Origin of the sequence: Luteimonas aestuarii (assembly GCF_004357985.1) — a bacterium.
Taxonomy (GTDB): Bacteria; Pseudomonadota; Gammaproteobacteria; order Xanthomonadales; family Xanthomonadaceae; genus Luteimonas; species Luteimonas aestuarii.
The window spans coordinates 433,402-456,322 of the sequence record NZ_SMTF01000001.1 but is presented as its reverse complement, the minus strand read 5'-3'; the positions used below and the strand labels follow the sequence as shown (position 1 = coordinate 456,322).

23 protein-coding genes and 1 tRNA gene are annotated in these 22,921 nt (G+C 69.2%); 5 read left to right on the top strand and 19 right to left on the bottom strand.

Going from position 1 to position 22,921, the window contains the following annotated elements; genetic code table 11:
* Positions 1 to 15: 15 nt before the first annotated feature.
* Positions 16 to 100 (bottom strand) — tRNA-Leu (locus E2F46_RS02205).
* Between the two features lie 93 nt (positions 101 to 193).
* Here E2F46_RS02205 and rnr point away from each other — a divergent pair.
* The 4 genes from rnr (at position 194) to sugE (ending at position 4,307) form a co-directional block, all read left to right on the top strand.
* Positions 194 to 2,674 (top strand): ribonuclease R, encoded by a 2,481-nt coding sequence (gene rnr / locus E2F46_RS02200; RefSeq protein ID WP_133320519.1) that lies wholly within the window; start codon positions 194 to 196, stop codon positions 2,672 to 2,674.
* Between the two features lie 114 nt (positions 2,675 to 2,788).
* A complete protein-coding gene (gene rlmB / locus E2F46_RS02195) occupies positions 2,789 to 3,550 on the top strand; it encodes a 23S rRNA (guanosine(2251)-2'-O)-methyltransferase RlmB (RefSeq protein ID WP_133320518.1) in 762 nt (253 codons plus the stop codon).
* A 40-nt stretch (positions 3,551 to 3,590) separates the two neighbouring features.
* Positions 3,591 to 3,860: a CBU_0592 family membrane protein gene (locus E2F46_RS02190; protein ID WP_341777544.1), complete on the top strand. Its 270-nt coding sequence runs from the start codon at positions 3,591 to 3,593 to the stop codon at positions 3,858 to 3,860.
* Positions 3,861 to 3,989: 129 nt separating this feature from the next.
* A complete protein-coding gene (sugE, locus tag E2F46_RS02185) occupies positions 3,990 to 4,307 on the top strand; it encodes a quaternary ammonium compound efflux SMR transporter SugE (RefSeq protein WP_133320517.1) in 318 nt (105 codons plus the stop codon).
* 118 nt (positions 4,308 to 4,425) lie between these two features.
* Here sugE and E2F46_RS02180 read toward each other — a convergent pair whose 3' ends face one another.
* The 7 genes from E2F46_RS02180 to pstS all read right to left on the bottom strand — a co-directional run bounded on the left by E2F46_RS02180 (position 4,426) and on the right by pstS (position 10,877).
* Complete coding sequence (locus tag E2F46_RS02180) at positions 4,426 to 5,421, bottom strand: hypothetical protein (RefSeq protein WP_133320516.1); 996 nt, start codon at positions 5,419 to 5,421, stop codon at positions 4,426 to 4,428.
* A gap of 65 nt (positions 5,422 to 5,486) precedes the next feature.
* Complete coding sequence (gene rnt, locus E2F46_RS02175) at positions 5,487 to 6,128, bottom strand: ribonuclease T (RefSeq protein ID WP_133320515.1); 642 nt, start codon at positions 6,126 to 6,128, stop codon at positions 5,487 to 5,489.
* 82 nt (positions 6,129 to 6,210) lie between these two features.
* Positions 6,211 to 6,921: a phosphate signaling complex protein PhoU gene (gene phoU / locus E2F46_RS02170; protein ID WP_133320514.1), complete on the bottom strand. Its 711-nt coding sequence runs from the start codon at positions 6,919 to 6,921 to the stop codon at positions 6,211 to 6,213.
* The gene (gene pstB / locus E2F46_RS02165; RefSeq protein ID WP_133320513.1) at positions 6,921 to 7,748 is read right to left on the bottom strand and encodes a phosphate ABC transporter ATP-binding protein PstB; all 828 of its coding nucleotides are present in this window, start codon (positions 7,746 to 7,748) and stop codon (positions 6,921 to 6,923) included. Before pstB ends, phoU begins: the two co-directional genes overlap by 1 nt.
* A 19-nt stretch (positions 7,749 to 7,767) precedes the next feature.
* Positions 7,768 to 8,667 carry a phosphate ABC transporter permease PstA gene (gene pstA / locus E2F46_RS02160; RefSeq protein WP_133320512.1) on the bottom strand — a complete coding sequence of 300 codons (900 nt, stop codon included), beginning with the start codon at positions 8,665 to 8,667 and terminating at the stop codon, positions 7,768 to 7,770.
* On the bottom strand, positions 8,667 to 9,629 hold the full coding sequence (gene pstC / locus E2F46_RS02155; RefSeq protein ID WP_133320511.1) for a phosphate ABC transporter permease subunit PstC: 963 nt from the start codon (positions 9,627 to 9,629) through the stop codon (positions 8,667 to 8,669). The genes pstA and pstC overlap by 1 nt, the downstream gene beginning before the upstream one ends.
* Positions 9,630 to 9,803: 174 nt before the next feature.
* Entirely contained in the window at positions 9,804 to 10,877 is a 1,074-nt protein-coding gene (gene pstS, locus E2F46_RS02150; RefSeq protein WP_133320510.1) for a phosphate ABC transporter substrate-binding protein PstS, read from the bottom strand.
* 459 nt (positions 10,878 to 11,336) lie between these two features.
* On the opposite strand from pstS, the gene E2F46_RS02145 reads away from it, so the two are divergent.
* Positions 11,337 to 12,647, top strand: a complete 1,311-nt coding sequence (locus E2F46_RS02145) for an OprO/OprP family phosphate-selective porin (protein ID WP_165967324.1) — start codon at positions 11,337 to 11,339, stop codon at positions 12,645 to 12,647.
* Positions 12,648 to 12,681: 34 nt separating this feature from the next.
* Here the strand turns inward: E2F46_RS02145 and gspM are convergent, their stop codons facing one another.
* From gspM to E2F46_RS02090, 11 genes are all read right to left on the bottom strand, one after another.
* Positions 12,682 to 13,185 (bottom strand): type II secretion system protein GspM, encoded by a 504-nt coding sequence (gspM, locus tag E2F46_RS02140; protein ID WP_133320508.1) that lies wholly within the window; start codon positions 13,183 to 13,185, stop codon positions 12,682 to 12,684.
* Positions 13,182 to 14,282 carry a type II secretion system protein GspL gene (gspL, locus tag E2F46_RS02135; RefSeq protein WP_133320507.1) on the bottom strand — a complete coding sequence of 367 codons (1,101 nt, stop codon included), beginning with the start codon at positions 14,280 to 14,282 and terminating at the stop codon, positions 13,182 to 13,184. Before gspL ends, gspM begins: the two co-directional genes overlap by 4 nt.
* Before the next feature lie 2 nt (positions 14,283 to 14,284).
* Entirely contained in the window at positions 14,285 to 15,232 is a 948-nt protein-coding gene (gspK, locus tag E2F46_RS02130; protein ID WP_133320506.1) for a type II secretion system minor pseudopilin GspK, read from the bottom strand.
* Between the two features lie 41 nt (positions 15,233 to 15,273).
* On the bottom strand, positions 15,274 to 15,900 hold the full coding sequence (gene gspJ / locus E2F46_RS02125) for a type II secretion system minor pseudopilin GspJ (protein ID WP_279512674.1): 627 nt from the start codon (positions 15,898 to 15,900) through the stop codon (positions 15,274 to 15,276).
* On the bottom strand, positions 15,897 to 16,277 hold the full coding sequence (gspI, locus tag E2F46_RS02120; protein ID WP_133320505.1) for a type II secretion system minor pseudopilin GspI: 381 nt from the start codon (positions 16,275 to 16,277) through the stop codon (positions 15,897 to 15,899). The genes gspJ and gspI overlap by 4 nt, the downstream gene beginning before the upstream one ends.
* Complete coding sequence (locus tag E2F46_RS02115; RefSeq protein WP_165967323.1) at positions 16,264 to 16,833, bottom strand: GspH/FimT family pseudopilin; 570 nt, start codon at positions 16,831 to 16,833, stop codon at positions 16,264 to 16,266. Before E2F46_RS02115 ends, gspI begins: the two co-directional genes overlap by 14 nt.
* A 10-nt stretch (positions 16,834 to 16,843) precedes the next feature.
* On the bottom strand, positions 16,844 to 17,296 hold the full coding sequence (gene gspG / locus E2F46_RS02110; RefSeq protein ID WP_133320503.1) for a type II secretion system major pseudopilin GspG: 453 nt from the start codon (positions 17,294 to 17,296) through the stop codon (positions 16,844 to 16,846).
* 88 nt (positions 17,297 to 17,384) lie between these two features.
* The gene (gene gspF, locus E2F46_RS02105) at positions 17,385 to 18,593 is read right to left on the bottom strand and encodes a type II secretion system inner membrane protein GspF (RefSeq protein WP_133320502.1); all 1,209 of its coding nucleotides are present in this window, start codon (positions 18,591 to 18,593) and stop codon (positions 17,385 to 17,387) included.
* Positions 18,580 to 20,073, bottom strand: a complete 1,494-nt coding sequence (gspE, locus tag E2F46_RS02100; RefSeq protein ID WP_133320501.1) for a type II secretion system ATPase GspE — start codon at positions 20,071 to 20,073, stop codon at positions 18,580 to 18,582. The genes gspF and gspE overlap by 14 nt, the downstream gene beginning before the upstream one ends.
* Positions 20,070 to 22,106, bottom strand: a complete 2,037-nt coding sequence (gene gspD / locus E2F46_RS02095; RefSeq protein ID WP_133320500.1) for a type II secretion system secretin GspD — start codon at positions 22,104 to 22,106, stop codon at positions 20,070 to 20,072. The genes gspE and gspD overlap by 4 nt, the downstream gene beginning before the upstream one ends.
* Positions 22,103 to 22,909 (bottom strand): type II secretion system protein N, encoded by an 807-nt coding sequence (locus E2F46_RS02090; protein ID WP_165967322.1) that lies wholly within the window; start codon positions 22,907 to 22,909, stop codon positions 22,103 to 22,105. The genes gspD and E2F46_RS02090 overlap by 4 nt, the downstream gene beginning before the upstream one ends.
* Between the last annotated feature and the right edge of the window lie 12 nt (positions 22,910 to 22,921).

Below are 22,921 nucleotides of genomic sequence, written 5' to 3'. Positions count from 1 at the left end.
TTTTCGTGTGCCACGTGGTGCCCAGGAGAGGACTCGAACCTCCACGGTTTTACCCGCTAGTACCTGAAACTAGTGCGTCTACCAATTCCGCCACCTGGGCAGGTGGCCGCGTATGTTGCGTTGCGGCGCGGGCAATGTCAAACCCTTCCCGCGGTGGACGGGCCGGTGACGGGGCGGCGTGTACCATCCGCGCATGACAAGGACTCCAGGCAAGCGCGGCGGTGGCCGCAAGACGCCCTCCAAGGGACCCTCCAGCAGCGGCAAGCCGTCACGCGCGCAGGAGGGCGGTCGCAAACCGCGGCAACAGGCGACGGCGAAACGGCCGCCGTGGATGCCCGATCTGCCCGCGACGCCTGCCGCAGGCGCGGGGGGCAGGAAGAAGACTGCACGCCCTGCCGATACGACGCGCCCTGTGCGCGACAAGCCTGCCGCTGGCGGCCGGCGCAAGGGCGGTTTCCATGACCCCCACGCCGAACGCGAGGCGCGGCGCTACGATCGGCCCATTGCCAGTCGCGAGGCGATCCTGGAACTGCTGGCCTCGGCCGACGGCCCGATGTCGGCGGATGAGCTGGCCGATCGCCTCAAGTTGAGCGAACCCGATCGCGCCGACGCGCTGGGCAAGCGCCTGGGCGCGATGGTGCGCGACGGACAACTCCTGCAGAACCGTCGCGGCGGTTTCGTGCCGGCGCGGCAGGTGGACCTGATCCCGGGCACGGTGATCGCCAATCCGGACGGCTTCGGTTTCCTGCGCCCCGACAGCGGTGCCGGCGACGACCTGTTCCTGCCGCCCGGCGAAATGCGCAAGGCCATGCACGGCGACCGGGTGATGGCCAGCGTGACCGGCGTCGACCGCCGCGGGCGCCGCGAGGGCGCGATCGTCGAAGTGCTGGAACGGCGACTCAACCGCCTGATCGGCCGTTTCACCCTCGAGTCCGGCATCAGTTTCGTGGTGCCCGATGACCGCCGCATCCAGCGCAACGTGCAGGTGCCGGCCGATGCGCGGCTGGGCGCCAACCACGGGCAACTCGTGGTCTGCGAGATCACCACGCCCGCAGAGGAACGCCGCCCGCCGATCGGCAAGGTGCTGGCGGTGCTGGGCGATGCGCTGACGCCGTCGCTGGTGGTCGAGGCGGCCATCCACGGCCACGAGTTGCCGCACGAATTCCCGCCGCAGGTGCTGGCCGATGCCGGCGCGGTGCCGCTGGACGTGACCCATGACGAGGCGCGCAGCCGCGTGGACCTGCGCGCGCTGCCGCTGGTGACCATCGACGGCGAGGATGCGAAGGACTTCGACGACGCCGTCTACTGCGAACCGAACCAGGGCGGCTTCCGCCTGATCGTCGCCATCGCCGACGTGTCGCATTACGTGCGGCCCGGCGAACCGCTGGACGACGAGGCGCAGCTGCGCGCGACCAGCGTGTACTTCCCCGGTTTCGTGGTGCCGATGCTGCCGGAAACGCTGTCGAACGGCATCTGCTCGCTGAAGCCGAAGGTGGACCGGCTGTGCTTCGCCTGCGACATGCAGGTGGACCGCGAGGGCAACGTCACCGGTTCGAAGTTCTACGAAGCGGTGATGCACTCGCACGCCCGCCTCACCTATACCGAGGTGTGGAAGGCCGTGGGCGAGAACGACGCCGAGGTGCGCAAGCAGATGGGTGCGGTGCTGCCGCAGGTGGAACGCCTGCACCAGCTGTACCACGTGCTGGCGAAGGCCCGGGCCAAGCGGGGTGCCATCGAGTTCGAGAGTTCGGAAGTGCGCTTCGTGCTCGACAATCGCGGCGAAGTCACCCAGGCGGGCATGCTGGTGCGCAACGATGCGCACAAGCTGATCGAGGAATGCATGATCGCGGCCAACGTCGAGGCCGCGCGCTTCCTGCTTGAGAAGGAGATCCCGGCGCCGTACCGCATCCACGACAAGCCGCCGGAGTCGAAGTATGCCGACCTGCTGGAGTTCCTGAAGGAGTTCGCGCTGCGGATGCCACCCTGGGGGCGCCTGCAGCCCAAGGACTTCGCCAACCTGCTGAAGAAGGTGCGCGAACGGCCCGATGCCACGCTGCTGGAATCGGTGATCCTGCGCAGCCAGAGCCAGGCGGTGTACTCGCCGGACAACATCGGCCACTTCGGCCTGGCGCTGGAAGCGTATGCGCACTTCACCTCGCCGATCCGCCGCTACCCCGACCTGCTGGTGCACCGTGCGATCAAGCATGCGCTGGCGCGCGGCAAGCGCGATGCCTTCGACTACACCCCGCGCGAGATGGCGTCGCTGGCGCTGCAGTGCTCCGAGCGCGAACGCCGCGCCACCGAGGCCGAGCGCGAGGTGGACGAGCGCTATCGCGCCGCATGGATGGAGCAGCATATCGGCGGTGAGTTCGACGGCACGATCAGCGGCGTCACCAGCTTCGGCCTGTTCGTCGAGCTGGACCAGTCGAAGGTCAACGGCCTGGTGCACGTGACCCAGCTACCAAATGACTTCTATCACTTCGACCCTGTGCGCAAGACCCTGGCGGGCGAACGCGCCGGGCGCGAGTTCCGGCTGGGCGACCGGGTGCGGATCGTGGTGCTCAAGGCCAGCCTGGAGGAGCGCAAGATCGACTTCCGGCTGGCCGAGGAGCGGGGTGCCAAGGCGCCACCGCCGCGTGGACAGCCGGCGAGGCGGCAGAAGAAGAAATACTGATCGCGCCCGAGCCGACGCAGGCGCCAGCGGACGCCTGCGGGTCTGGCGGGCCCATTGGTCGCGGGCATGGCGGCCGGCTTCTACAATGCGCGTAATTCCACGAGCCACCGTCGCATGAGCAAGCAGAACCAATGGATCGTCGGCATCAATGCCGTGGCTGCGGCGGTGGAGCACGACGCCACGCACGTGCGCGAGGTGCTGTTGGAGGCGGGTGCCAAGAACCCGCGGCTGGCGGAGATCGAGACCGCCGCGCGGCGCAAGGACATCGACGTGCGCCGCGTCGCGCAGCAGGCGCTGGACGGCGTGGCCGGCGGCGTGCGCCACCAGGGTGTGGCCGCGCGTTACGCCGCGGCGAAGACCTGGGACGAGCATGACCTGGCCGAGCTGGTGGCGCAGGCCGGCGGCAAGGCCTTGATACTGGTGCTTGACGGCGTGCAGGACCCGCACAACCTCGGCGCCTGCCTGCGCAGCGCGGCGGCGGCGGGCGTCACCGCCGTCGTCATCCCCAAGGACAAGGCGGTGCAGGTCAATGCCACCGTGCGCAAGACCTCGGCCGGCGCCGCCGACAGCGTTCCGGTGGTGCGCGCCACCAACCTCGCGCGCTGCCTGGCCGACCTGCAGAAGCAGGGCGTGTGGATCTATGGCCTGGTCGGCGAGGCCGATGCGTCGCTGTACCAGCTGGACCTGACCGGCAACGTCGCCCTGGTGCTGGGCGGCGAGGGCGATGGCCTGCGCCGGCTGACGCGCGAGCACTGCGACCAGCTGGTGTCGATCCCGATGCCCGGGGTGCAGGTGTCGCCGGGCGTGGAAAGCCTCAACGTTTCCGTCGCGACGGGCGTGTGCCTGTTCGAGGCCGTGCGCCAGCGTTTTTCCTGACACCAACGACCAATCCGCAACGAAGAAGAGAGGATCCGACATGATGTCGCTCGACCTGCAATGGCATGACTGGGTGGGTTTCGCCGGGACCTTCATGGTGCTGGCTGCGTTCTTCCTGCTGCAGGCGCGCCGCCTGTCCGGCATCGGCATCACTTACCAGCTGCTCAATCTGGTCGGGGCGATGGGCGTGCTGGTGTCGGTGATCGTCAACTTCAACGCGCCGGTGTTCTTCATGCAGGTGGCGTGGATACTGATCGCGGGCTACGGCATCGCGCGGGGGCTGTCGGAAGGCGGCAAGCCGCGGCGCTGAGAACGACTGCCGGGTCAGCCGGTGGTCACCCGGCAGGCACCCATGCGTGCAAGAATCCTCCTGCGCCGGGACGACCCGGCGCCTTTGCACATCCGGGGACGGCCCCATCGTCAAGATGGAGGTGCCACCATGCCCTGGATGATCCTGCTGCTCGCAGGCCTGTTGGAAATCGGTTGGGCGATCGGCCTCAAGTACACCGAGGGCTTCACCCGCGTGTGGCCAACCCTCGGCACCGTCGCGGCAATGGTCGCCAGCCTGGGCTTGCTGGGCGTGGCGATGAAGTCGCTGCCCGTCGGCACCGCCTATGCGGTCTGGGTGGGCGTGGGCGCTGTGGGCACCGCGATCCTGGGCATCGTGTTGTTGGGCGAACCGGCCAACGCCGCGCGCTTTGTCAGCCTTGGACTGATCGTGGCGGGCATCATCGGATTGAAGCTTGCAGCAGGTTGAGGGGCGTCACGCCGCACGACGCGCCCGAGGTCGTGAGGTACTGACGCCGTGCGAACGCACGCAAGCAGCCGGAAGCCGGGGCAAAAATCCGCGGCCTCCACGCTGCGTGCGGGTGCGATCAACCGCTGTTGCGGCTGTCGCGCTTGCCCTGGTTGATTCGGTCCCGCGTGCTGATGCTCCCCTTGATCGCGGGCATGCGTGCCTCACCTGCGTGGAGTTCCTGCGCCCGGCGTGCGGCCGCACCGGACTGGTAGCCGGGCTGGCCGGGTGCGGAGGCACCGCCGTCCAGCGACTCCCATGGCTTGGGCGCACGATCGCGCTCCTGCTTGGCCTTGAGCAGCGACTGCGTGCGCTTCAAGGCCTGCCTGGGGGTAAGCGGTTTGGTGGTGGCTGTCTTCCTGGCGGACTTGCCGGCCTTCTTGCGTGCAGCCTTGGCGACAGGTGACTTTGTCGCAGCGGTCCTGGCGGCAGCCTTGCGTGCAGGCGCCGGCTTGGCAGCCGCGGAGCGCTTCTTTTCCGTCGTCTTCGCGCTTGCCTTTTTTGCAACAGTCGCCTTGGTTGCAGCGGACTTCGTCTTGCGGTCGGCGGCTTTTCCGGTCGCCGCTTTCGTGGTTTTGCCGGCGGCTGTCTTCCTGGCAGGCGACTTCTTCGCCGCTGGTTTCGCGGCCTTGGCACTGCGCGTGGCGTCGCGCGTCGCCTTGCGTGCGTCGCGCCGGTCGCTGCGACGGCTTGCCGACTTGCGAGCGGGTGTCTTTGCAGCCTTCTTCGCGTTCTTCTTCGCAGCCTTCTTGCCGGTGCCGGTGTTGGCGTCGGCCACCTTGTCCAGCTGCGCCTCGAACCGGCGCAGGATGTCGGTGGTCAGCTCCACCTTGTCCTTGCTGCGCTGGTTGGCGACGCCGCTGGCGCCGCGCTTGTTGCCGGTCCTGTCGCGGGACGAGAGTTTCTGGCGCTGGACCAGGTCACGGGCGCGGTCGCGCAGGTCGCGCGCACGGGAGATGCGTACCGAGAGTGCCTTTTCATCGAGTTCGCGGATGGCGTTGGCGCGGCTGTCGTCGTAGAGCGCCATCTCCCGCTGGTTCAGCAGTGCGGTCGCTTTCGCGCGTGTGATGGGCATCGTCCGGCTCCTTGTGCAATGGAGCCTCGAACATAGCGACGCGGATGATTGCGGTGCGTGAAAGCTCAGGCCGGCGTGGCGCCGCGCGGCCAGTCGTTGACGATGGTGCAGAACAGGCGCGCGGTCTGCTCGGCGTCGTACAGCGCCGAGTGCGCCTCGCGAGTGTTCCAGTCGAACCCGGCGGCCTGCACGGCACGGGCCAGGACCGTTTGCCCGTAGGCCACGCCCGCCAGGGTGACCGTGTCGAACACGCTGAACGGATGGAACGGGTTGCGTTTGTGTCCGCTGCGGGCGACCGCGGCATTGAGGAAGTTCAGGTCGAAGTGCGCGTTGTGGCCGACCAGGATCGCGCGCTGGCAGCCGTGCTTGCGGATCGCCGCGCGCACGGGTGCGAACACGTGGTCCAGCGCGTCGCGTTCGGGTTTGGCCATGCGGAAGGGGTGGTCGAGGTCGATGCCGGTGACTTCCAGCGACTGCGGGTCGATCAGCGTACCGGGGGCCGGGTCGACATGCGCGCTGGCGGTCTGGCCCAGTACCAGCCTGCCATCGTCATCGAGGTCCAGCGGCACCGCGGCGATTTCCAGCAGTGCATGGCGGTTCCAGTCGAAGCCGCCGGTTTCCACGTCGACCACCACGGGCAGGTAGCCGCGGAAGCGTTTCGCCATCGGCGATGCGGACGCGGTGGGCGATGCGGCGGCGTGAGTCATCGCGCAAGCGTAGCAGAGCTGCTGGCTTCGACCGACCGGCGCATGCCGCGCGCCGCCCCGGCGAGGGGCGGCGCCGGCGGGATCAGGGCGTGGTGGCGGTGTTGGTGCCGTCGCGCTTCTCGCGCGGCGGCAGGGCGTCGTCGCCGTGGACCAGGAACCAGATGTTCTCGGCGATGTTGGTCGCGTGGTCGCCGATGCGCTCGATGTTCTTGGCCATGAACAGCAGGTGCGTGCAGGGGGTGATCGCGCGCGCGTCTTCCATCATGTAGGTCAGCAACTCGCGGAACAGCCCGGTGTACAGCGTGTCGATCTCCGCATCCTTGGCGCGGACGCGCTGCGCGGCTTCGGCATCGTTGTCGCGGTAGGCCTGCAGAACGTCGCGGATCTGGGTGACCGCCAGCTGGCCGATCGCGTTCAATCCGCGGGTGAGCGGCAGCGGCGGCGACAGGTTCAGCGCGGTCGAGCGCTTGGCCACGTTGGCGGCGTAGTCGCCAATGCGTTCGATGTCGGCGGAAATGCGCAGGGCCGCGAGGATCTCGCGCAGGTCGCGCGCCATCGGGCCGCGCAGCGCCAGCTTCATCACGTCCTGGCTGACGACGTGCTCCAGCGCGTCGATGGCTTCGTCGTTGGCGATGATGCGCGCGGCGGCCTTGTCGTCGCGGCGGTCCACCACGTCCAGCGCGGCTTCCAGCTGTGCGGCAGCCATCTCGCCCATGCGCAGGATCTCGCCGATCAGGCGCTGGCGTTCCTCGTCGTAGCTCTTGACGATGTGGTCGTGCGGTTGGGTGTTCATCAGCCGAATCGTCCCGTGATGTAGTCCTCGGTCTGCTGCTTCGAGGGATTGGAGAAGATGGTCTCGGTGGCGTCATGCTCGACCAGGTCGCCGAGGTACATGAAGGCGGTGAAGTCGGAGACGCGCGCCGCCTGCTGCATGTTGTGGGTGACGATGACGATGGTGTAGTCCAGCTTCAGTTCTTCGATCAGCTGCTCGATGCGGCTGGTCGAGATGGGGTCGAGCGCGGACGTCGGCTCGTCAAGCAGCAGCACGTCCGGGCGCAACGCCACGGCGCGGGCGATGCACAGCCGCTGCTGCTGGCCGCCGGACAGGCCCAGTGCGCTCTGGCCCAGCTTGTCCTTCACCTCGTCCCACAGCGCGCCCTGGCGCAGCGCGTGTTCGACGCGCTCGTCGAGCTGTTTTTTCGACAGCTTCTCGTGGTGGCGGATGGCGTAGGCGACGTTCTCGTAGATCGTCATCGGGAACGGCACCGGCTTCTGGAACACCATGCCCACCTTGCTGCGCAGGCGGTTCATCGGGTACTTCGGCGACAGGATGTTCTCGCCGTCCAGCAGCAGTTCCCCGCTGGCTTCCTGCTTGGGGTACAGCGCGTAGATGCGGTTGAAGATGCGCAGCAGGGTGGACTTGCCGCAGCCGGACGGTCCGATCATCGCGGTCACCCGCTTCTCGGGGATGTCCATGTTGATCTTCTTCAGCGCATGGAACTTGTCGTAGTGGAAGTCGAGGTCACGGACCGCGATCTTGACCGGGGAGGGCGCGAGCGCGCCGCGCCCCTGCGTGGCCACGCTGATGCGTTGCGACGGCGCGGATTGGATGTCGTTCATGGCCGTGTCCGGTCCGAGGTTAGTCATGGGATATCTTGTTGCGCAGCAGGATGGCACGAGCGACGAGGCTGACCACCAGCACGAACAGTGTCAACACCAGCGCACCTGCCCAGGCCAGTTGCTGCCAGGATTCGTACGGGCTGCCCGCGTACTGGTTCATCACCACCGGGACGCTGGCCATCGGCTGCAGGATGTTGCTGTTCCAGTACTGGTTCCCGAATGCAGTGAACAGCAGCGGCGCGGTCTCGCCGGAGATGCGGGCCAGCGCCAGCAGGATGCCGGTGACGATGCCCGCCGAAGCGCTGCGGTACAGCACCTGGATGATCACCTTCCACTGCGGCACGCCCAGCGACAGCGCCGCTTCGCGCATCTGCACCGGCACCAGCCGCAGCATCTCGTCGGTGGTGCGCACCACCACCGGCAGCACGATGAAGGCCAGCGCGATGGCGCCCGCGAGTGCCGAGAAACGACCGCCGGTCTGCATCACGAACAGGGTGTAGACGAACAGACCCAGCACGATCGAAGGGGCCGACAGCAGGATGTCGTTGACGAACCGTACGACGGTGCCGGCCTTGCGCGCGTTGCCGTATTCGGCCAGCCATGTGCCCGCGGCGATGCCGAGGGGCGTGCCGATCAGGATCGCCAGGCCACACATCACCGCACTGCCGAAGAAGGCATTCGCCAGCCCGCCTTCCTGCATCGGAGGCGGGGTCATCTGCGTGAACAGCGCCCAGTTGATGCCGCCCAATCCGCGCGAGGCCAGCGTCCACAAAATCCAGCCGAGGAAGAACAGGCCGAACAACGCAGTGACGACCGCCAGGATGATGGCGACGGCGTTGTAGATGCGACGCTTGCCGTACAGGCGGTCGGCGGTGCGCAGTTCCGCTTCGGTCTTGACCTGGATGCCCAGTGCGCTCATCAGTTGCCCTCCCTGCGCGCCAGCTGCATCAGCATCAGGCGGGCGATGGCCAGTACCACGAAGGTCACCACGAACAGCACGAAGCCGAGCAGCAGCAGGGCCGAGCGGTAGGTTTCGGTGGCTTCGCCGAAGTCGTTCGCGATCAGTGCGGCGATGGTGGTGCCCGGCTCGAGCAGGGATGCGGAGAACCGTACCGAGTTGCCGACCACGAAGGCGACCGCCATGGTTTCGCCCAGCGCGCGGCCGAGGCCGAGGAACATGCCGCCGATCACCGCCGACCGGGTGTAGGGCAGCACGATGTTCCAGCTCACCTCCCACTTGGTCGCGCCGAGGGCGTAGGCCGATTCCTTCAGGCGCGTGGGCACGGTGAGGAACACCTCGCGCATCACCGAGGAAATGAAGGGGATGATCATGATCGCCAGCACGAAACCGGCGGTCAGCAAGCCGATGCCCAGTGGCGGTCCGCGGAACAGCATGCCGATGCCCGGGATCGTGCCGAGGTGGTCGTTCATCCACGGCGTGACGTGCGTGGTCATCACCGGCACCAGCACGAACAGGCCCCACATGCCGTAGATGATCGACGGGATGCCGGCCAGCAGTTCGATCGCGGTGCCGACCGGTCCGCGCATCCAGCGCGGCGCCACCTCGGTCAGGAAGAAGGCGATGCCGAAGCTCACCGGCACCGCGACCAGCATGGCGATGACGGCCGTGACCACGGTGCCGTAGATCGGGACCAGTGCGCCGTACTTGTTCTCCACCGGATTCCATTCGGTCGAGAAGAAGAAGGACAGGCCTTGCGAAGCGAGGGCGTCGCGACCGCCCCACAGCATCGACAGCGCGGCGCCGGCCAGGGCGACCATGACGAACGCGACGGTGGCAACCAGCAGCCAGCGGAACAGCCGGTCATTGCGGGCGTCGCGTGTATCGCGAGCGCCGGCGGCGGGGAGGGCGGTGGCGTTCATGGCATCCCGGTTCGTTCGATAGTCCACATGTGGAACGGCAAGCCGGAGACGGGCGCCGTCCGTTCCAGTGTTCCGCCCTGCCTGGCCGCCGTGTTGGCGGCCCAGCCAGCGGGACGCACGCGGGTGCGTGCGTCCGTGGCGTGGCCGGTCAGGCCTGACGGTATCGCAAGTGCGTTACTGCTGGATTTCCGCTGCCCAGTAGGCTTCGATCTGCTGCACCAGCTCCGCCGGCAGCGGCACGTAGTGGAGTTCCGCTGCCTGGGCCTGGCCGTTTTCCAGCGCCCACTTGAAGAAGTCGAGGGTGGCCCGGCTGCGCGCGGCATCCCGCGGCTGCTTGTGCATCAGCATGAAGTTGGTGGCGGTGATCGGCCAGGCGTCGGCACCGGGGGCGTCGGTGATGACCAGGTTGAAGTCGCGCGCGTTCGCCCAATCGGCGTTCGCGGCGGCGGCCGCAAAGGACGATTCGTTCGGGCGGATCCAGTTGCCGGCGGCGTTCTGCATCTGCGCATACGGCATGTTGTTCTGCAGCGCATAGGCCAGCTCGACATAGCCGATCGAGCCGCGGATCTGCTGCACGTAGGACGCCACGCCTTCGTTGCCCTTGCCGCCGACGCCGCTGGGCCACTGCACCGAGGTGCCTTCGCCGACGCTGCTCTTCCAGTCCGGGCTGACCTTGGACAGGTAGTTGGTGAAGTTGAACGTGGTGCCGGAGCCGTCCGAGCGGTGGACGATGCTGATCTTGCCGTCCGGCAGGCTGACGCCGGGGTTGAGGCCGGTGATGGCCGGGTCGTTCCAGGTACTGACCTTGCCCAGGAAGATGTCGGCCAGCACCGGGCCGGTCAGGCGCAGTTCGCCCTGCTGCAGGCCCTGGATGTTGACCACCGGGACCACGCCGCCGATGGCGGAGGGGAACTGGACCAGGCCGGCCTCGGCCAGTTCCTCGCTGGGCAGCGGCTTGTCGCTGGAGCCGAAGTCGACCGTGCCGGCCTTGATCTGGGCGATGCCGCCGCCCGAGCCGATGGACTGGTAGTTGACCCGGTTCCCGGTGGCCGCGCTGTAGTCCGCCGACCACTTCGACACCAGGGGGAAGATGAAGGTGGCGCCGGCGCCCGTGATCTGGGCACCTCGCTGGGTGCCGCCCGTGGCGGCGGTCTCCTGGCTCCCGCTTGCGCTTTCGTAGCCGCATGCGGCGAGCAGCGACGCTGCTGCGAACGAGAGAAGGGCGGTGCGCGCCTGGATGGCTTTCATGGAATCTCCGGAAGTAGGACGCCGCTCGGGGCGGCACTGGCCGGACTATGAAATGATGTTTTTGTTACAGGCGGATGACATCCTCCGGGGCGTTCCGGGAAGAGGGGCTCAAAAAAACGGGCCCGAGGGCCCGATGGGGAGCGTAGGACGCCAATTGGGGAGAGAGATCTGCCGGCTTGCAGCCGCGGGGAACGTGGGAGGGCGCGCCTCTGCGGATGGCCTGCGCATAGTGGACCCCGCCCAGATGGCAGGTTGATGATCCGCAGGTTTCGGTTGCATGACAGCCACGGTCGATCCTCGGATGGCCTGAAGACCACTGTCACGAAACAAACACAACCGGGAAATGAAATTGTCACGATTGACATCGTGTTGTCACAATCGATGCCCAGGCTTTCCTGCGTTCGCGCGGGCCGAGTGCTGGCCTCGATCGCGAGACCGACCCCCAGCCCGGAGTATCCCGTGTCGAAACCCTTGTTGCTTCCGACCGTCCTCGCAATGGCGATTGCCGCCGCGGCACCGGCGACGGCGCATGCCAGCGACGCCGAAGAGATCGCCTTGCTGAAGGCGCAACTGCAGCAGTTGCAGGCGCGCATCGAACAACTCGAGACGCGCGCAACCGCGTCGCCCCCTGCGGACGCATCCCCTGGCGCTGTCGAGCAGGGCGTGGCCGAACCCGGATCGGCCACGCCATCGGTGGATACGCGAGGCGGCTTGAAGGTGGTTTCGGCGGACAAGGCGTTCGAGGTGTCGCTGGGCGGGCGGGTGCACTTCGACGCGTATGCTTTCGATCGCGACATCGCCGCGGCCATCGGCACCACCGAATTCCGGCGCGCGCGCCTGACCCTGCAGGGCAAGGCCTATGGATGGGACTACAAGCTTGAGCAGGATTTCGCGGCCGGCAGCAACCTCGATGGTCTGCGCGATGCGTACATCGGTACCTCGCTGTTCGGCGGCAAGGCGATCATCGGCCAGTTCAAGCCCTACCGGTCGATGGAGGAACTGACCAGCTCCAACGAGATCCTGATGATGGAGCGCCCGTTCGCATCGGGCAGCGGCCTGTTCAACGGCCGGCAGTTCCAGCAGGGCGTGGGCTACCAGCGCTCGGGGGATCACTACACCGCCGGCCTCAGCGTGTTCAACCTGCGCGGTGCCAACGGGCCGCGCAACGAGGGCCATGGCGTGGCGGGCCGCGTCACCTATGCCCCGATCAACGACGAGGGCCGTACGCTGCACCTGGGTGCATGGGCCAGCCACGAGGACGTGCGGCTGGGTTCGGCCGATATCGCCGCGGTGGCGAACTACGCCGGTCGGCGCGGTCCCGCGCAGACCATTGCCGTCACCACCAGCGCCAGTGGCGGCGAGGTCACGGCGCATGGGCTGGAAGTCGCAGCGGCAATGGGGTCCGCGTTCGCGCAGTCCGAGTACGTGCGCGCAAGCTTCGGCCAGCAGGGCGGCGGCGACAGCGACGTCCAGACCTGGTACGTGCAGGGCGGCTGGCTGTTCGGCGGCGCGCACAAGCCCTACAAGTCGGCGACCGGTGTGTTCGGTTCGCCGAAGGTCGGCGCGGACGGGCAGTGGGAACTGACCGCCCGCTACGACGCCATCCGCAACCGCGACGTGGCCGCGCTGGACGTACGCAGCTGGATCCTCGGGCTGAATTACTACGTCAACCCGAACCTGCGCTTCATGCTCAACTACACGCAAGGCGACAACCGCGCCACCGGCGACGAAACCGGGCAATACGCGCTGCGGGCCCAGTTCGCGTTCTGATGCACGCGGCCCCCGGCATCCGCGCCGGGGCGACTCAGCGTCCCGGCGCGGGTGGCGTCGGAACCAGGAACCGCGCATGCACGCGCAGCTGTCCGTTCCCGGTCGTGACGTGCAGCGCGTCAGGGGCCAATCCGTGCTGGCGGCGCATCTGTTCCAGCCACGCGACCAGCGGTGCATGGTCCACGGCGTCGATGTCGACCAGCCATGTGCCCGGCTCGCCGTCGCGATCGCGCGTGATGGCCACGCCGGTGGCGCGGGCGGCGTCGACGACAGCCGCCGAGACCGCCTCGCGCGTCGTTGGCGCTGTTGCGTCGCCGGGCTGCGTTGCCAGCCGCGCTGCGGCGGCCTGCACGACTGCAAACGTGTCGGCGGCGCGCTGGTGCGAAGCATGCGCGGTCTCCCGGACCTGTCGTAGCGGTGTGAGCATTCCATACCACCACGCGAAGGCCGCCAGGGCCGCGAGGATCAGCCACAGCAAGCGCCGTTCGCGGACGTCGCGCGCCTGCCACCACGTCTGGAGGGCGTGCAATCCGTTCATGGGCGCACCTCCAGCGAAAGCTCACTGCGCAAGCCGTCGCCGAGTGCCTGCGTGTCCACTACCACGGCATCCAGCCCGCTGTCGCCAAGGCGCGTGCGGATCGCATCGAGCGTCGCGGAGTCGGGGTGCTGCACGCCAGCCAGGGCAGGAGCGGCGCGTTCCAGCGTGAGCGCGTCGAGCCGTGCGCCCGGCGCGTGCGAAATCGCCTGCGACAGCAGATCCATCCGCGAAGCCAATGCGTCCGGCCAGGTCGTCCGTGACAGTAGCGCCGCAGCGGCTGTCGCGGGATCGGGACTGTCCGACCCGCCGGCACCATGCGTGGCCAGCACCGCCGTGGCCTTCGACTGCAGCAGCTGCGCAGCCACCGCATGCCGCAATGCGAGCGCGCCATCCACCAGCGCGGGCGACAACAGCGCCAGTGCCGCGAGCACGCGCACGCGCCTTCTCAGGCGCGTGCGCGGCCCGTCGCGACGTGCGTACGGTCCCTGCAGAAGGTCCGGAGATGCCGCAACGGCATGGCGCGCGAAGATCGCCTCAGCGGTGGTGGTGGCGTCGAGGGCATGCATCGCGTCGGCGTCGGCGACGACGGCCAGCAGCGTCGCTTCGACGCGGAACGCCTGCGTGCGCCCTCGCGCCAGCACCTCGCCCTGCCAGTGGACGACATGCAGTGCCTCGTCGTGGTCCGGAGGCGGCAGCAGCAGGTAGTCCGGCAGCAGCGCCTCGGGCGTGATGCCCAGACGCTCGCATTGCGCCAGCCAGCCCTGCATCGACGCGTGCGTGGTCGCCAGCACGCATCGCGGCATCGCGGGATCGGCGGCGGGGTCGAGGGCGACATGCATCGCAGCCAGGTCCCCGGCCACGTGGTCCTCCAGCGCCAGCCGGGCCGCGGCCATCGCCTGGTCCGCGCGCCGTGAGGGCAAGGTGCGCCACAGTGCGCGCACCTCGGTCCCCGGGACCACCACGCGGGCGCGGAGGCGCGGGCCGGCCGAGGCTGCGTCCGCGCGCAGCAGCCGGCGTTCGAGCAGGCTGCCATCGGCGCCGATGTGCAGGCACAGGGCATCGCCCGTGGGGTCGTTTGGCAAGAGCACCAGTCGCATCGTCAGTCTTCTCCACTCCAGCGCCGTGCCACCAGCGCCACGCGCCCGTCGGGCCTTCGGTGCAGCAGGGTGCCCATGTCCACGCGTGCATCCATGTAGCGCACGTCTGCGGACACGCGGAACCAGTCGCCGCGCAGCGACACCTGTTCGTACACGGCGCTCGGCACGTCGCTGCTCGCAAGGCCGGGCGTCGCCCAGAACGCGACGGCGTCGCGCCAGCCGCTGGCCGGGCGCGCGGCGATGATGCGCGCCCCGGCCAGCGGGTCCAGTGCGCCCAGCGTGAGCATCGACAGCAGCGGCGCATCGTCCGGTGTCAGGGCGTTGACGTTGAGCGGCGAGGGCGCGGCCATCGGCAGTGCGCAGACGTGCCGGCGCAGGCGCGCATAGGCGGGCGCGGCGTAGCCGTGGATCGCGCGCAGTTCGCTGGCGTCGGCCAGCAGGGTGGCCGACGTGCGATACGCAGGCCGCAGGCCGAGGTACGCGGCATCCTCGGCGCCACGCGGCGAGCGCACCTGGTCGCTGTCGATCCAGTCCACCAGCGCGTCGGCCATGGTCTCGGCCTGCTCGGCGGGAAAGCCGAGTGCCGCCAGCAACGCAAGGTACTGGCGTACGCCCAGCTCGCGGCGCTGCCACTGCCCGGGCATGCCCTCGACCACGCTGTTGAGGTTGAAGCAGCGGCTGCCATCCTCGATGGTGGCTTCGACGTGCCCCTCTTCGACCGGGAACGCGACGATGCGGCGCTGCCACAGGCGCGGGTCCACGCTGCCGCCGGACGCCAGGCCGGCGATGCGCTGCATCGCCATCTGTTCGACCCCCTGCGCGTACCAGCGCGCTTGGGCGATGTCGCTGGCATTGGCGCTGCGGCGCAGGCCGAAGCGCACGTCATCGAGCATTGCCACCACCAGCACCGACATCACCATCGCCAGCAGCAGCACGGTCAGCAAGGCCATGCCGGCCTGCCGGTGCGGCCGCGGCGGGACACAGTGCCGACTCATGTCGACGCACCGGGCAGCAGGAACACCTGGCGCACACGGCCGTAATGCTCCAGCTCGAGCTCCAGTGCCACGGCGTCGGGCAACGCCTCCTGGCCACCGATCCAGCCATCGTTCCAGCGCCCTTGGACGTGGAATGCGAGCGATCCGGCGCGCACTCCCTCCAGCAGCACCTGCGGCGTGCCCGGGCGGGCACCATCCAGGTCGCTGCGCGCGCTGCGCTCCAGCCGGCCATCGGCGATGCGGTACTCGACGTACTGCAGCGATGCGCGTGGCGCGTCGTCCGGGTTGTCCCAACCATGGCGCACGAAGGCCAGCAGCGGCAGGCGCGGATCACGCGGGGCGGCGTTGAAGGCATGGCGGTCGGCGCCGCCATCGGGGCGGCGCGTGCGGCGTGCGACGGCCTGCGACAGATCGGCCTGCAGCAGGCCGTGCGCCAGCTGCAGCTGCGACATCCGGTCCAGGTGGGTGCGCACCGCGGCCTGCTGGTCGGCGGCATGGGCCAGCGCCAGCACCGCGGCACCCGAGAGCAGCGCGAACACCGCCATCGCGACCAGCATCTCCAGCAGGGTGAATCCCCGGCTGCGTGCGTGCGTGCGCTGCGCGCGACGTGGCTGTCGCGTCACGGCACGGCCCGGAACAACTGCGTGTCGATGCTGACGCGGTCGCCGTCGCCCGGGCCGACGCGCACCCGTATCGCCAGCAAGCGTCCACCGTCGCCGGTATCGACCTCGCTGGGCTCGCGCAGCCAGCGCCAGCGACGCCCCCCCAGCTCTTCCACCCCGGCAGCGGGTGTTGCGAGTGCGCGCGGCTCGAGCAGCATGGCTTCTGCGGCCAGGTTCTGCGCAACGATGCCGGCGAGCACGCGTTCCTCCACGTGCGCCGCCGTGCGCGTACTCTCCCCCGACAGGTTGAGCAGGGCCAGCACCACCAGCGCGAACACGGCCATCGCCACCAGCAGCTCGATCAGCGAAAACCCGGATTGACGGTCAGCGCATCGCATCGTCCACCCGGACCTTGCCTGCGACCTCGACGACGACGGCGGCGCGATGGTCGCCCAGTGCCAGCACCAACGTGCGTGCTTCCGCACTCCCCGTAGGCTCGAACGCAAACGTGACGTGCGGTTCGCGCGGCGCGAGCAGGGGCCTCGTTTCGCCTTGCCAGCGGCGCGACGCGAAGGCGGGCGCGGCCAGCGGCTGCCAGGCACGGCCGGTGCGCGCCTCGAACGCATAACCGTCGGCGTCGGCCCGCACGCGGACGGGACGCGCCGCGAGGATGGCTTCCTCGCGCGCACGCTGCAGGTGCAGGGCGAAGGCGTCGGCCTGCCGGTGCAGGCTGGCATCGCCGGGGGGCAGCGACAGCGCGACCGCGGCCCCGGCCACGCCGAGGATCGCCAGCACCACCATCAGTTCGACGAGGGTGAAGCCGGGCGGCGCCGTGATTCGTGGCTTGCGGTTCGTGACTGCAAACGGCCTCAACCGCGCCACGGCGTTGCCGTTGGCACGCTTCGCCTGGTCACAACCCGCCGATGACGAACCGACCATCACCCAGTTACCCATCACATCGCTGTCATTGCCAGTTGCCGATGTCGGCGTTGTCGCCTTCGCCGCCTTCCACGCCATCGGCACCGAACGAGAACACGTCGAAGGCACCGCGGCGTCCCGGTTGCCGGTACTGGTAGGGGTTGCCCCACGGGTCGGCCGGAAGCCTGCGGATGTATCCACCGGGACGATAGCGTTCCGGACGCGCCAGCCCCGCCGGTGCCGATACCAGGGCCTGCAGTCCCTGCTCGGTGCGCGGGTAGGCCAACTGGTCGAGCCGGTAGGCATCGAGTGCCTGCTCCAGCACCGAGATGTCGGCGCGCGCCTTTTCGACCATCGCACGGTCCTGGCTGGGCATGACGTTGATCATCACCACCGTGGCCAGCAGGCCAAGGATGACGATCACCACCATCAGTTCGATGAGGGTGAAGCCGCGTTGCCCGACGACTCTTGATGGGGCGTTGGTGGTTCGCTGGCGCATCGGTCTGTGCTTCCTGTTTCGTGGGTGTCGCGACGTGTTTCCAGTCGATGGATTCGGCAACCGCCGGTCGGCGACCGCCTGTTCCGCCTCAAAGCGCCATGGTGTTGAACTGCAGGATCGGCAGCAGGATCGACAGCACGATCACCGCCACGATGCCGCCCATCGCCACGATGATCGCCGGCTCGAGCAGGCTCATCGCGGCGGTGGTGAAGGTGTTGAACTCGCGCTCGAGGTAGTCGGCGGCGCGGTCGAGCATGGGTGCCAGCTGGCCGCTGTTCTCGCCGCTGGAAGCCATGTACAGCAGCGTCGGCGGGAACACGCCGGCGCGCTTCATCGCCGTCGACAGGCTGCTGCCTTCATGGATGGCCTCGGCCATGCCCAGCGTCGCCTGCCGCAGCACCTGGTTGACCTGGGTGCGCGCCGTCGCGGCCAGCCCTTCGACCAGCGGCAGCCCGCTGCCCAGCATGATCGCCAGCGTGCGCGCCATGCGCGCGCCGTGCACGTCGCGCAGCACGCGGCCAATACCCGGCAGGCGCAGCAGCATGGCGTCGAAGCGCAGCCTGTACCCGGGTTTGCGCAGCAGGTGCAGGGCAGCGGCGATCGCCGGTACGACCAGCAAGCCCAGCAGCCAGCCCCACCCGGTCAGCACCTCCGAGACACCGATCACCGCGCGCGTCAGCCAAGGCAGGGTGCGGCCCATCGAATCGAACTGTTCCACCACCTTGGGCACCACGAACACCATGAGCGCGACGACCACCGCCAGCGCCGTGGACGCGAGTGCGGCGGGATAGACCAGCGCGCTGGTGAGGCGCGCGCGGACCTGCTGCTGTCGTTCGAGCAGGTCCGCCAACCGTTCGAGGATCTGCGGCAGCGCGCCGGAGCGCTCGCCAGCGGCGACCATGGCGCGGTACAGCGGCGGGAACGCCTTGCCTTGCCGCGCCATCGCATCGGCCAGGCGGAAGCCCTCCACCAGTCCGCGATGCACGCCCATCACCACGCGGCGGACGTGGGCGCGCTCGGACTGCGTGCCGATGGTGCGCAAGGCTTCCTCCAGCGGTGCAGTCGCGGCAAGCGTCGCCAGCTGCCGGGTGAACAGGCTCAGGTCGCGCGTACCGAAACGCGTGAAGGCGAAACGCGGTGCGGTTCCCGACGCATCGTCGCGCGTTGCATCCAGGCGAACCGGTACCAACTGGCGCTCTTCCAGCAGCCGCCGCGCCTCTCGCGGGCCCGCGGCCGCGACCACGCCGGTATGCAGGCGCCCCCCCGCATCGAGGGCGGCGTAGTCAAACGCCGCCATCGGCCCCGCCTTCGGGTCGCGCCACGCGATAGGCTTCTTCCAGCGTGGTGATGCCGGCGGCCACGCAGGCGTGGGCACTGTCGGCCAGGCGACGCCCCTGCGCGAACGCGGCGCGGACCAGCGCATCCTCACCCGCGTCCTCGGCCACCAGCCGCCGGATCGCATCGTCCACCGCGATCACCTCATGGATGCCAGTGCGTCCGGCGTAGCCGGTGTGCCGGCAATGGTCGCAGCCCATCGCACGGTACACCGGGCCGTCGAAGCCGGGCATGGCCATGCGCGCGAGCGGGCGCGCCGCGTCGTCGACCGCGCGGCAGTGCGGGCACAGCCGGCGCACCAGCCGCTGCGCCAGCACCAGGCGCAGGCTGGAGGCGAGCAGGAAGGGCTCGATGCCCAGGTCGCGCAGCCGGGTGATGGCACCCGCGGCATCGTTGGTGTGTACCGTGGACAGCACCAGGTGGCCGGTCAGGCTGGCCTGCACCGCGATCTTCGCGGTCTCGCCGTCGCGGATCTCGCCGACCATCACCACGTCCGGGTCCTGGCGCAGGATGGCGCGCAATCCCGCGGCGAACGTCATGCCGACGCGGGTGTTGACCTGGGTCTGGCCGACGCCATCGATCGCGTACTCCACCGGGTCCTCGACGGTCAGGATGTTGCGCTCGCCGTCGTTGAGCGTGGACAGCGCGGCGTACAGCGTTGTGGTCTTGCCCGACCCGGTGGGGCCGGTGACCAGCACGATGCCGTTCGGTATGCGCAGCGCCTCGCGCAACGCGGACAACACCGCGCCGTCCATGCCCAGTTCGGCCAGCGAGCGCATGCCGGCATCCTTGTCGAGGATGCGCATCACCACGCGTTCGCCGCCGCGGGTGGGCAGGGTCGAGACGCGCACGTCGAAGCTGCGCGCGCCCATCGCCAGCGACACCCGCCCGTCCTGCGGCACGCGCTTCTCGGCGATATCCAGGCGCGCCATCACTTTCACGCGCGACACCAGCAGCGGGGCGATCCGCGCAGGCAGCGTGGCGGCCTCGCGCATCACCCCGTCCACGCGCAGGCGCACGCGCAGCGACGATTCGAACGATTCGATATGCACGTCCGACGCGCCCAGGCGCACCGCTTCGGCGATCAGGCCGTTGATCAGGCGGATGACCGGAGCATCGTCCTGGGTATCGAGCAGGTCGGCAGTGGCCGGCAGGTCCTCGAGCAGGGCATCCAGCGTGCTGTCGGCATCGATCCCTTCGACGCGGGCGGCCGCATCGAGCCCGGCGTCGGCATACAGTTCCGACAGGCGGCGGTCGAAGTTGGACACGGGCATCGTTTCGACGCGCAGCCCGCGGCCCAGCAGTCGGCGCACTTCCACCAGTGCCTGCGCGTCACCGCCTTCGCGAAGGCCGACGACCGGGGCGTCGCATGCGTCGTCCAGCACCAGCACGCCGTGGCGGCGCGCGAAGGCGTAGGGCAGCGCGGGCGAAGCCAGGCTCATGGCGCTTCGGTCGTCGTTGCCGGCGCGGGCGCGGCAGGCACCGGCATCGTCGGCGGCGTGGTCATCAGGTACTCGCGTACCAGGGTGTCGAGCGCGGCTTCGGCGTGGCCGTCGCGCAGCTGGCGGTCGCGGATGTAGCCGTAGCGGCGTGCGGTCTCGCGCTGCGCGTCCTCGGCGCCGCCGACGATCGTCGGGCGCAGGAACACCATCAGGTTGGTCTTGTTGCCGGTGCGCGAACGGCTGCGGAACAGCCCGCCGATCACCGGGATGTCGCCCAGCAGCGGCACCTTCTGCAGCGTGTTGCGGTCGCTCTGGTCCAGCAGGCCGCCCAGCACCACCATCGCGCCGTCGTCGACCACCACGTTGGTCTCGATCTCGCGCTTGTTGAGGATCAGCTCCTGGTAGTCGCTGCTCACCGGGCCGGCCACGGCGGAGACTTCCTGCTTGATTCGCAGGGTGATGCCGCCGCCCGCGTTGATCTGCGGACGCACGGTGAGCTGCACGCCCACGTCCTCGCGCTGGATGGTGCGGAAGGCGTTGTCGAAGTTGTTGCTCAGGGCCTCGCCCGTGGTCAGCGGCACCTCCTGCCCGACCAGGATGCGCGCTTCTTCGTTGTCCAGGGTGAGGATGGAGGGCGTGGACAGGAGGTTGCTGGCGGTATCGTTCTGCACCGCATTGATCACCAGGCCGAAGAGGTTGTCGCCACTGCGTCCGCCGATGCCGAACAGGCTGCCGCTCAGGCCGAACAGCGAGCGCGCCGCGGCCTCGCGTGCCAGGTCGCCGATGGTGTCGTCGCCATCGCCATCGCCGTCGCGGCGCCCGGCCAATGCCGCCCCGGCCAGCGGCAGGATGCCGACGTCGGCGGTCGAGAACTGCGTCGCGGCGATCGGCACGTTGCCATCGCGCCCGGCCACCACCAGCTGCGCGCCGAGCTTGCGTGCGGCGTCATCTGAGATCTCCACCACGATCGCCTCCACCAGCACCTGCTGGCGGCGTTCGTCGAGCTGGCGGATGACTTCCAGCAAGGTCCGCTGGGTGTCGGGGTCGGCGTGGATCACCAGCGAATTGGAGCCCGGGTAGCGGACGATGGTCGGGCGCTTGCCGCCGGCGGGCGCAATGACCTGCGCGTTCGCGGCATCGACCGCCGGGCCCTGCGTCGCGCCATTGGCGGTGGCGCCATCCGGTGCCTGCCCGATGAGCTGCTGCAGCACCGGCAACAGCTGGTCGGCACTGGCGTGCTGCAGCTTGACCACCGCCACGTCGCCGCTGCGTTCGGCGCGTCCATCCAGGTCCATCGCCATCTGCGTCACCTGGCGCACCAGCGATGCCTCGCCGCGCACGACCAGCGAGTTGCTGCTGTCCACCGGCAGGATCGACAGCACGTTGCCGGGATCGTTGCCGGCGATGCCGAACACGCCCGCCAGCGTGCCAGCCATCTCGCGCGCGGACGTATTGCGCAGGGTCACGGTGTCGATGCTGCCGCTGTCGCGGTCGATGCGCTCGACCAGGCCGCGCACCCGGCGGATGTTGTCGGCGTAGTCGGCAACCAGCAGCCGGTTGCCCTGCGGCAGCGCCATGACCACGCCGCCGCGCCCGACCAGCGGCTTGAGCGTTTCGGCGGCCACGCGGGCATCCAGGCGCTGCAGGTTGAACACTTCGGTGGCGAATCCGTAGCCACTGCCACCCAGTGAACCGGGCTGCTGCGCAGCGCTGTCGTCCGGGACGATGCGATAGGTGGCCCGCCCGGATGGCACCGCCACCAGGCCATTGGCGCGCAGCACCGCCAGCAGCACGCCGATCAGGTCCTGGTTGTCCATCGCCTGCTGGCGATGCACGTCCACGCTGCCCTGGACGCGTGGATCGACGATGAAGGTCGTACCGGTGGCGCGCGCCACGTCCTGGATGAAGGCACGCAGGTCCACGTTCTGCATGCGCATCGCGGCGGCTGCATCCTGTGTCGCCTGCGCGTTCGCAGCGCACGCCGGCGCCAGCGCCAGGCAAAGCACCATGGCGAGTGCGGAGATGCGGATCATGGGGCGCGGGCTCCGAGTTGCAGGGTCCGCGTCTGGCCGTCGCGGCGGAAAGTGAGCCGTGCGCCGTCGGCGGATTGCAGTTCGCCGGACAGCTGCAGCAGGCGTTCGGGGTCCAAGGCCTGGCCGTTGACATCCAGCAGCACGTCGCCGGGTTGCAGCCCCACCTGGCGGAGCAGGGCGTCATCGTTGCCGGGCATCAGCGTGTACCCGGTCACGCGGCCGTCCTCGCGGTATGCGCGCAGGCGCGCGGCAGCGAAGAGTGCTGCGGCATCGACCTGCGTCGCCGTGGTGGTGGAGTCGGTGGCGGCAGGCGCCACGGGTGGCGGGCTGGTCGGCAAGGAGCCCGCTGCACCGTCCCGACGTGCAGAACCGCCATCGACGGGAAGGTCGACGCGGACGGTCTGCGTGTCCCGCCGCAACAGTACATGGTCGCCGCCAACGGTTTCCAGGACCATGCCGGGTGCGATCTCATCGCCCACCCGGTGCGCCACCTGCGTCCCGCCCGCTTGCGACAGGATCGCGGTACTGCCACTGCCATCGGGTGTCCGGCGCACGCCGTGGAGCGTCCAATCGCCCTGCGGTGCCGTAGCCGATGCTCCGCCGCCTTCGGGATGGAACGGATCGGGCCGCGCTGCGGTTGGACGGGCGTCGCCCGTCGGCAGCGGGTCCAACACCACCGGCGCCGGCGCGACCGGCGCCAGCAGTCCCCACGACAGGCGAACCCCTTGCGCGGCCAGTACCGCCAGCAGGCAAAACTGTATCGCGGTAAGCAGGCGCGGGCTGTTTTGGGAGAGGGTGGTCACGAGTGGCAATGA

What these genes read in the sequence shown, in the direction of transcription:
- rnr (WP_133320519.1), top strand. Translation starts at nt 194, where the DNA reads ATGACAAGGACTCCAGGCAAGCGCGGCGGTGGCCGCAAGACGCCCTCC.
- rlmB (WP_133320518.1), top strand. Translation starts at nt 2,789, where the DNA reads ATGAGCAAGCAGAACCAATGGATCGTCGGCATCAATGCCGTGGCTGCG.
- E2F46_RS02190 (WP_341777544.1), top strand. Translation starts at nt 3,591, where the DNA reads ATGATGTCGCTCGACCTGCAATGGCATGACTGGGTGGGTTTCGCCGGG.
- sugE (WP_133320517.1), top strand. Translation starts at nt 3,990, where the DNA reads ATGCCCTGGATGATCCTGCTGCTCGCAGGCCTGTTGGAAATCGGTTGG.
- E2F46_RS02180 (WP_133320516.1), bottom strand. Translation starts at nt 5,421, where the DNA reads ATGCCCATCACACGCGCGAAAGCGACCGCACTGCTGAACCAGCGGGAG.
- rnt (WP_133320515.1), bottom strand. Translation starts at nt 6,128, where the DNA reads ATGACTCACGCCGCCGCATCGCCCACCGCGTCCGCATCGCCGATGGCG.
- phoU (WP_133320514.1), bottom strand. Translation starts at nt 6,921, where the DNA reads ATGAACACCCAACCGCACGACCACATCGTCAAGAGCTACGACGAGGAA.
- pstB (WP_133320513.1), bottom strand. Translation starts at nt 7,748, where the DNA reads ATGAACGACATCCAATCCGCGCCGTCGCAACGCATCAGCGTGGCCACG.
- pstA (WP_133320512.1), bottom strand. Translation starts at nt 8,667, where the DNA reads ATGAGCGCACTGGGCATCCAGGTCAAGACCGAAGCGGAACTGCGCACC.
- pstC (WP_133320511.1), bottom strand. Translation starts at nt 9,629, where the DNA reads ATGAACGCCACCGCCCTCCCCGCCGCCGGCGCTCGCGATACACGCGAC.
- pstS (WP_133320510.1), bottom strand. Translation starts at nt 10,877, where the DNA reads ATGAAAGCCATCCAGGCGCGCACCGCCCTTCTCTCGTTCGCAGCAGCG.
- gspM (WP_133320508.1), bottom strand. Translation starts at nt 13,185, where the DNA reads ATGAACGGATTGCACGCCCTCCAGACGTGGTGGCAGGCGCGCGACGTC.
- gspL (WP_133320507.1), bottom strand. Translation starts at nt 14,282, where the DNA reads ATGCGACTGGTGCTCTTGCCAAACGACCCCACGGGCGATGCCCTGTGC.
- gspK (WP_133320506.1), bottom strand. Translation starts at nt 15,232, where the DNA reads ATGGCCTTGCTGACCGTGCTGCTGCTGGCGATGGTGATGTCGGTGCTG.
- gspI (WP_133320505.1), bottom strand. Translation starts at nt 16,277, where the DNA reads ATGCGATGCGCTGACCGTCAATCCGGGTTTTCGCTGATCGAGCTGCTG.
- E2F46_RS02115 (WP_165967323.1), bottom strand. Translation starts at nt 16,833, where the DNA reads ATGGGTAACTGGGTGATGGTCGGTTCGTCATCGGCGGGTTGTGACCAG.
- gspG (WP_133320503.1), bottom strand. Translation starts at nt 17,296, where the DNA reads ATGCGCCAGCGAACCACCAACGCCCCATCAAGAGTCGTCGGGCAACGC.
- gspF (WP_133320502.1), bottom strand. Translation starts at nt 18,593, where the DNA reads ATGGCGGCGTTTGACTACGCCGCCCTCGATGCGGGGGGGCGCCTGCAT.
- gspE (WP_133320501.1), bottom strand. Translation starts at nt 20,073, where the DNA reads ATGAGCCTGGCTTCGCCCGCGCTGCCCTACGCCTTCGCGCGCCGCCAC.
- gspD (WP_133320500.1), bottom strand. Translation starts at nt 22,106, where the DNA reads ATGATCCGCATCTCCGCACTCGCCATGGTGCTTTGCCTGGCGCTGGCG.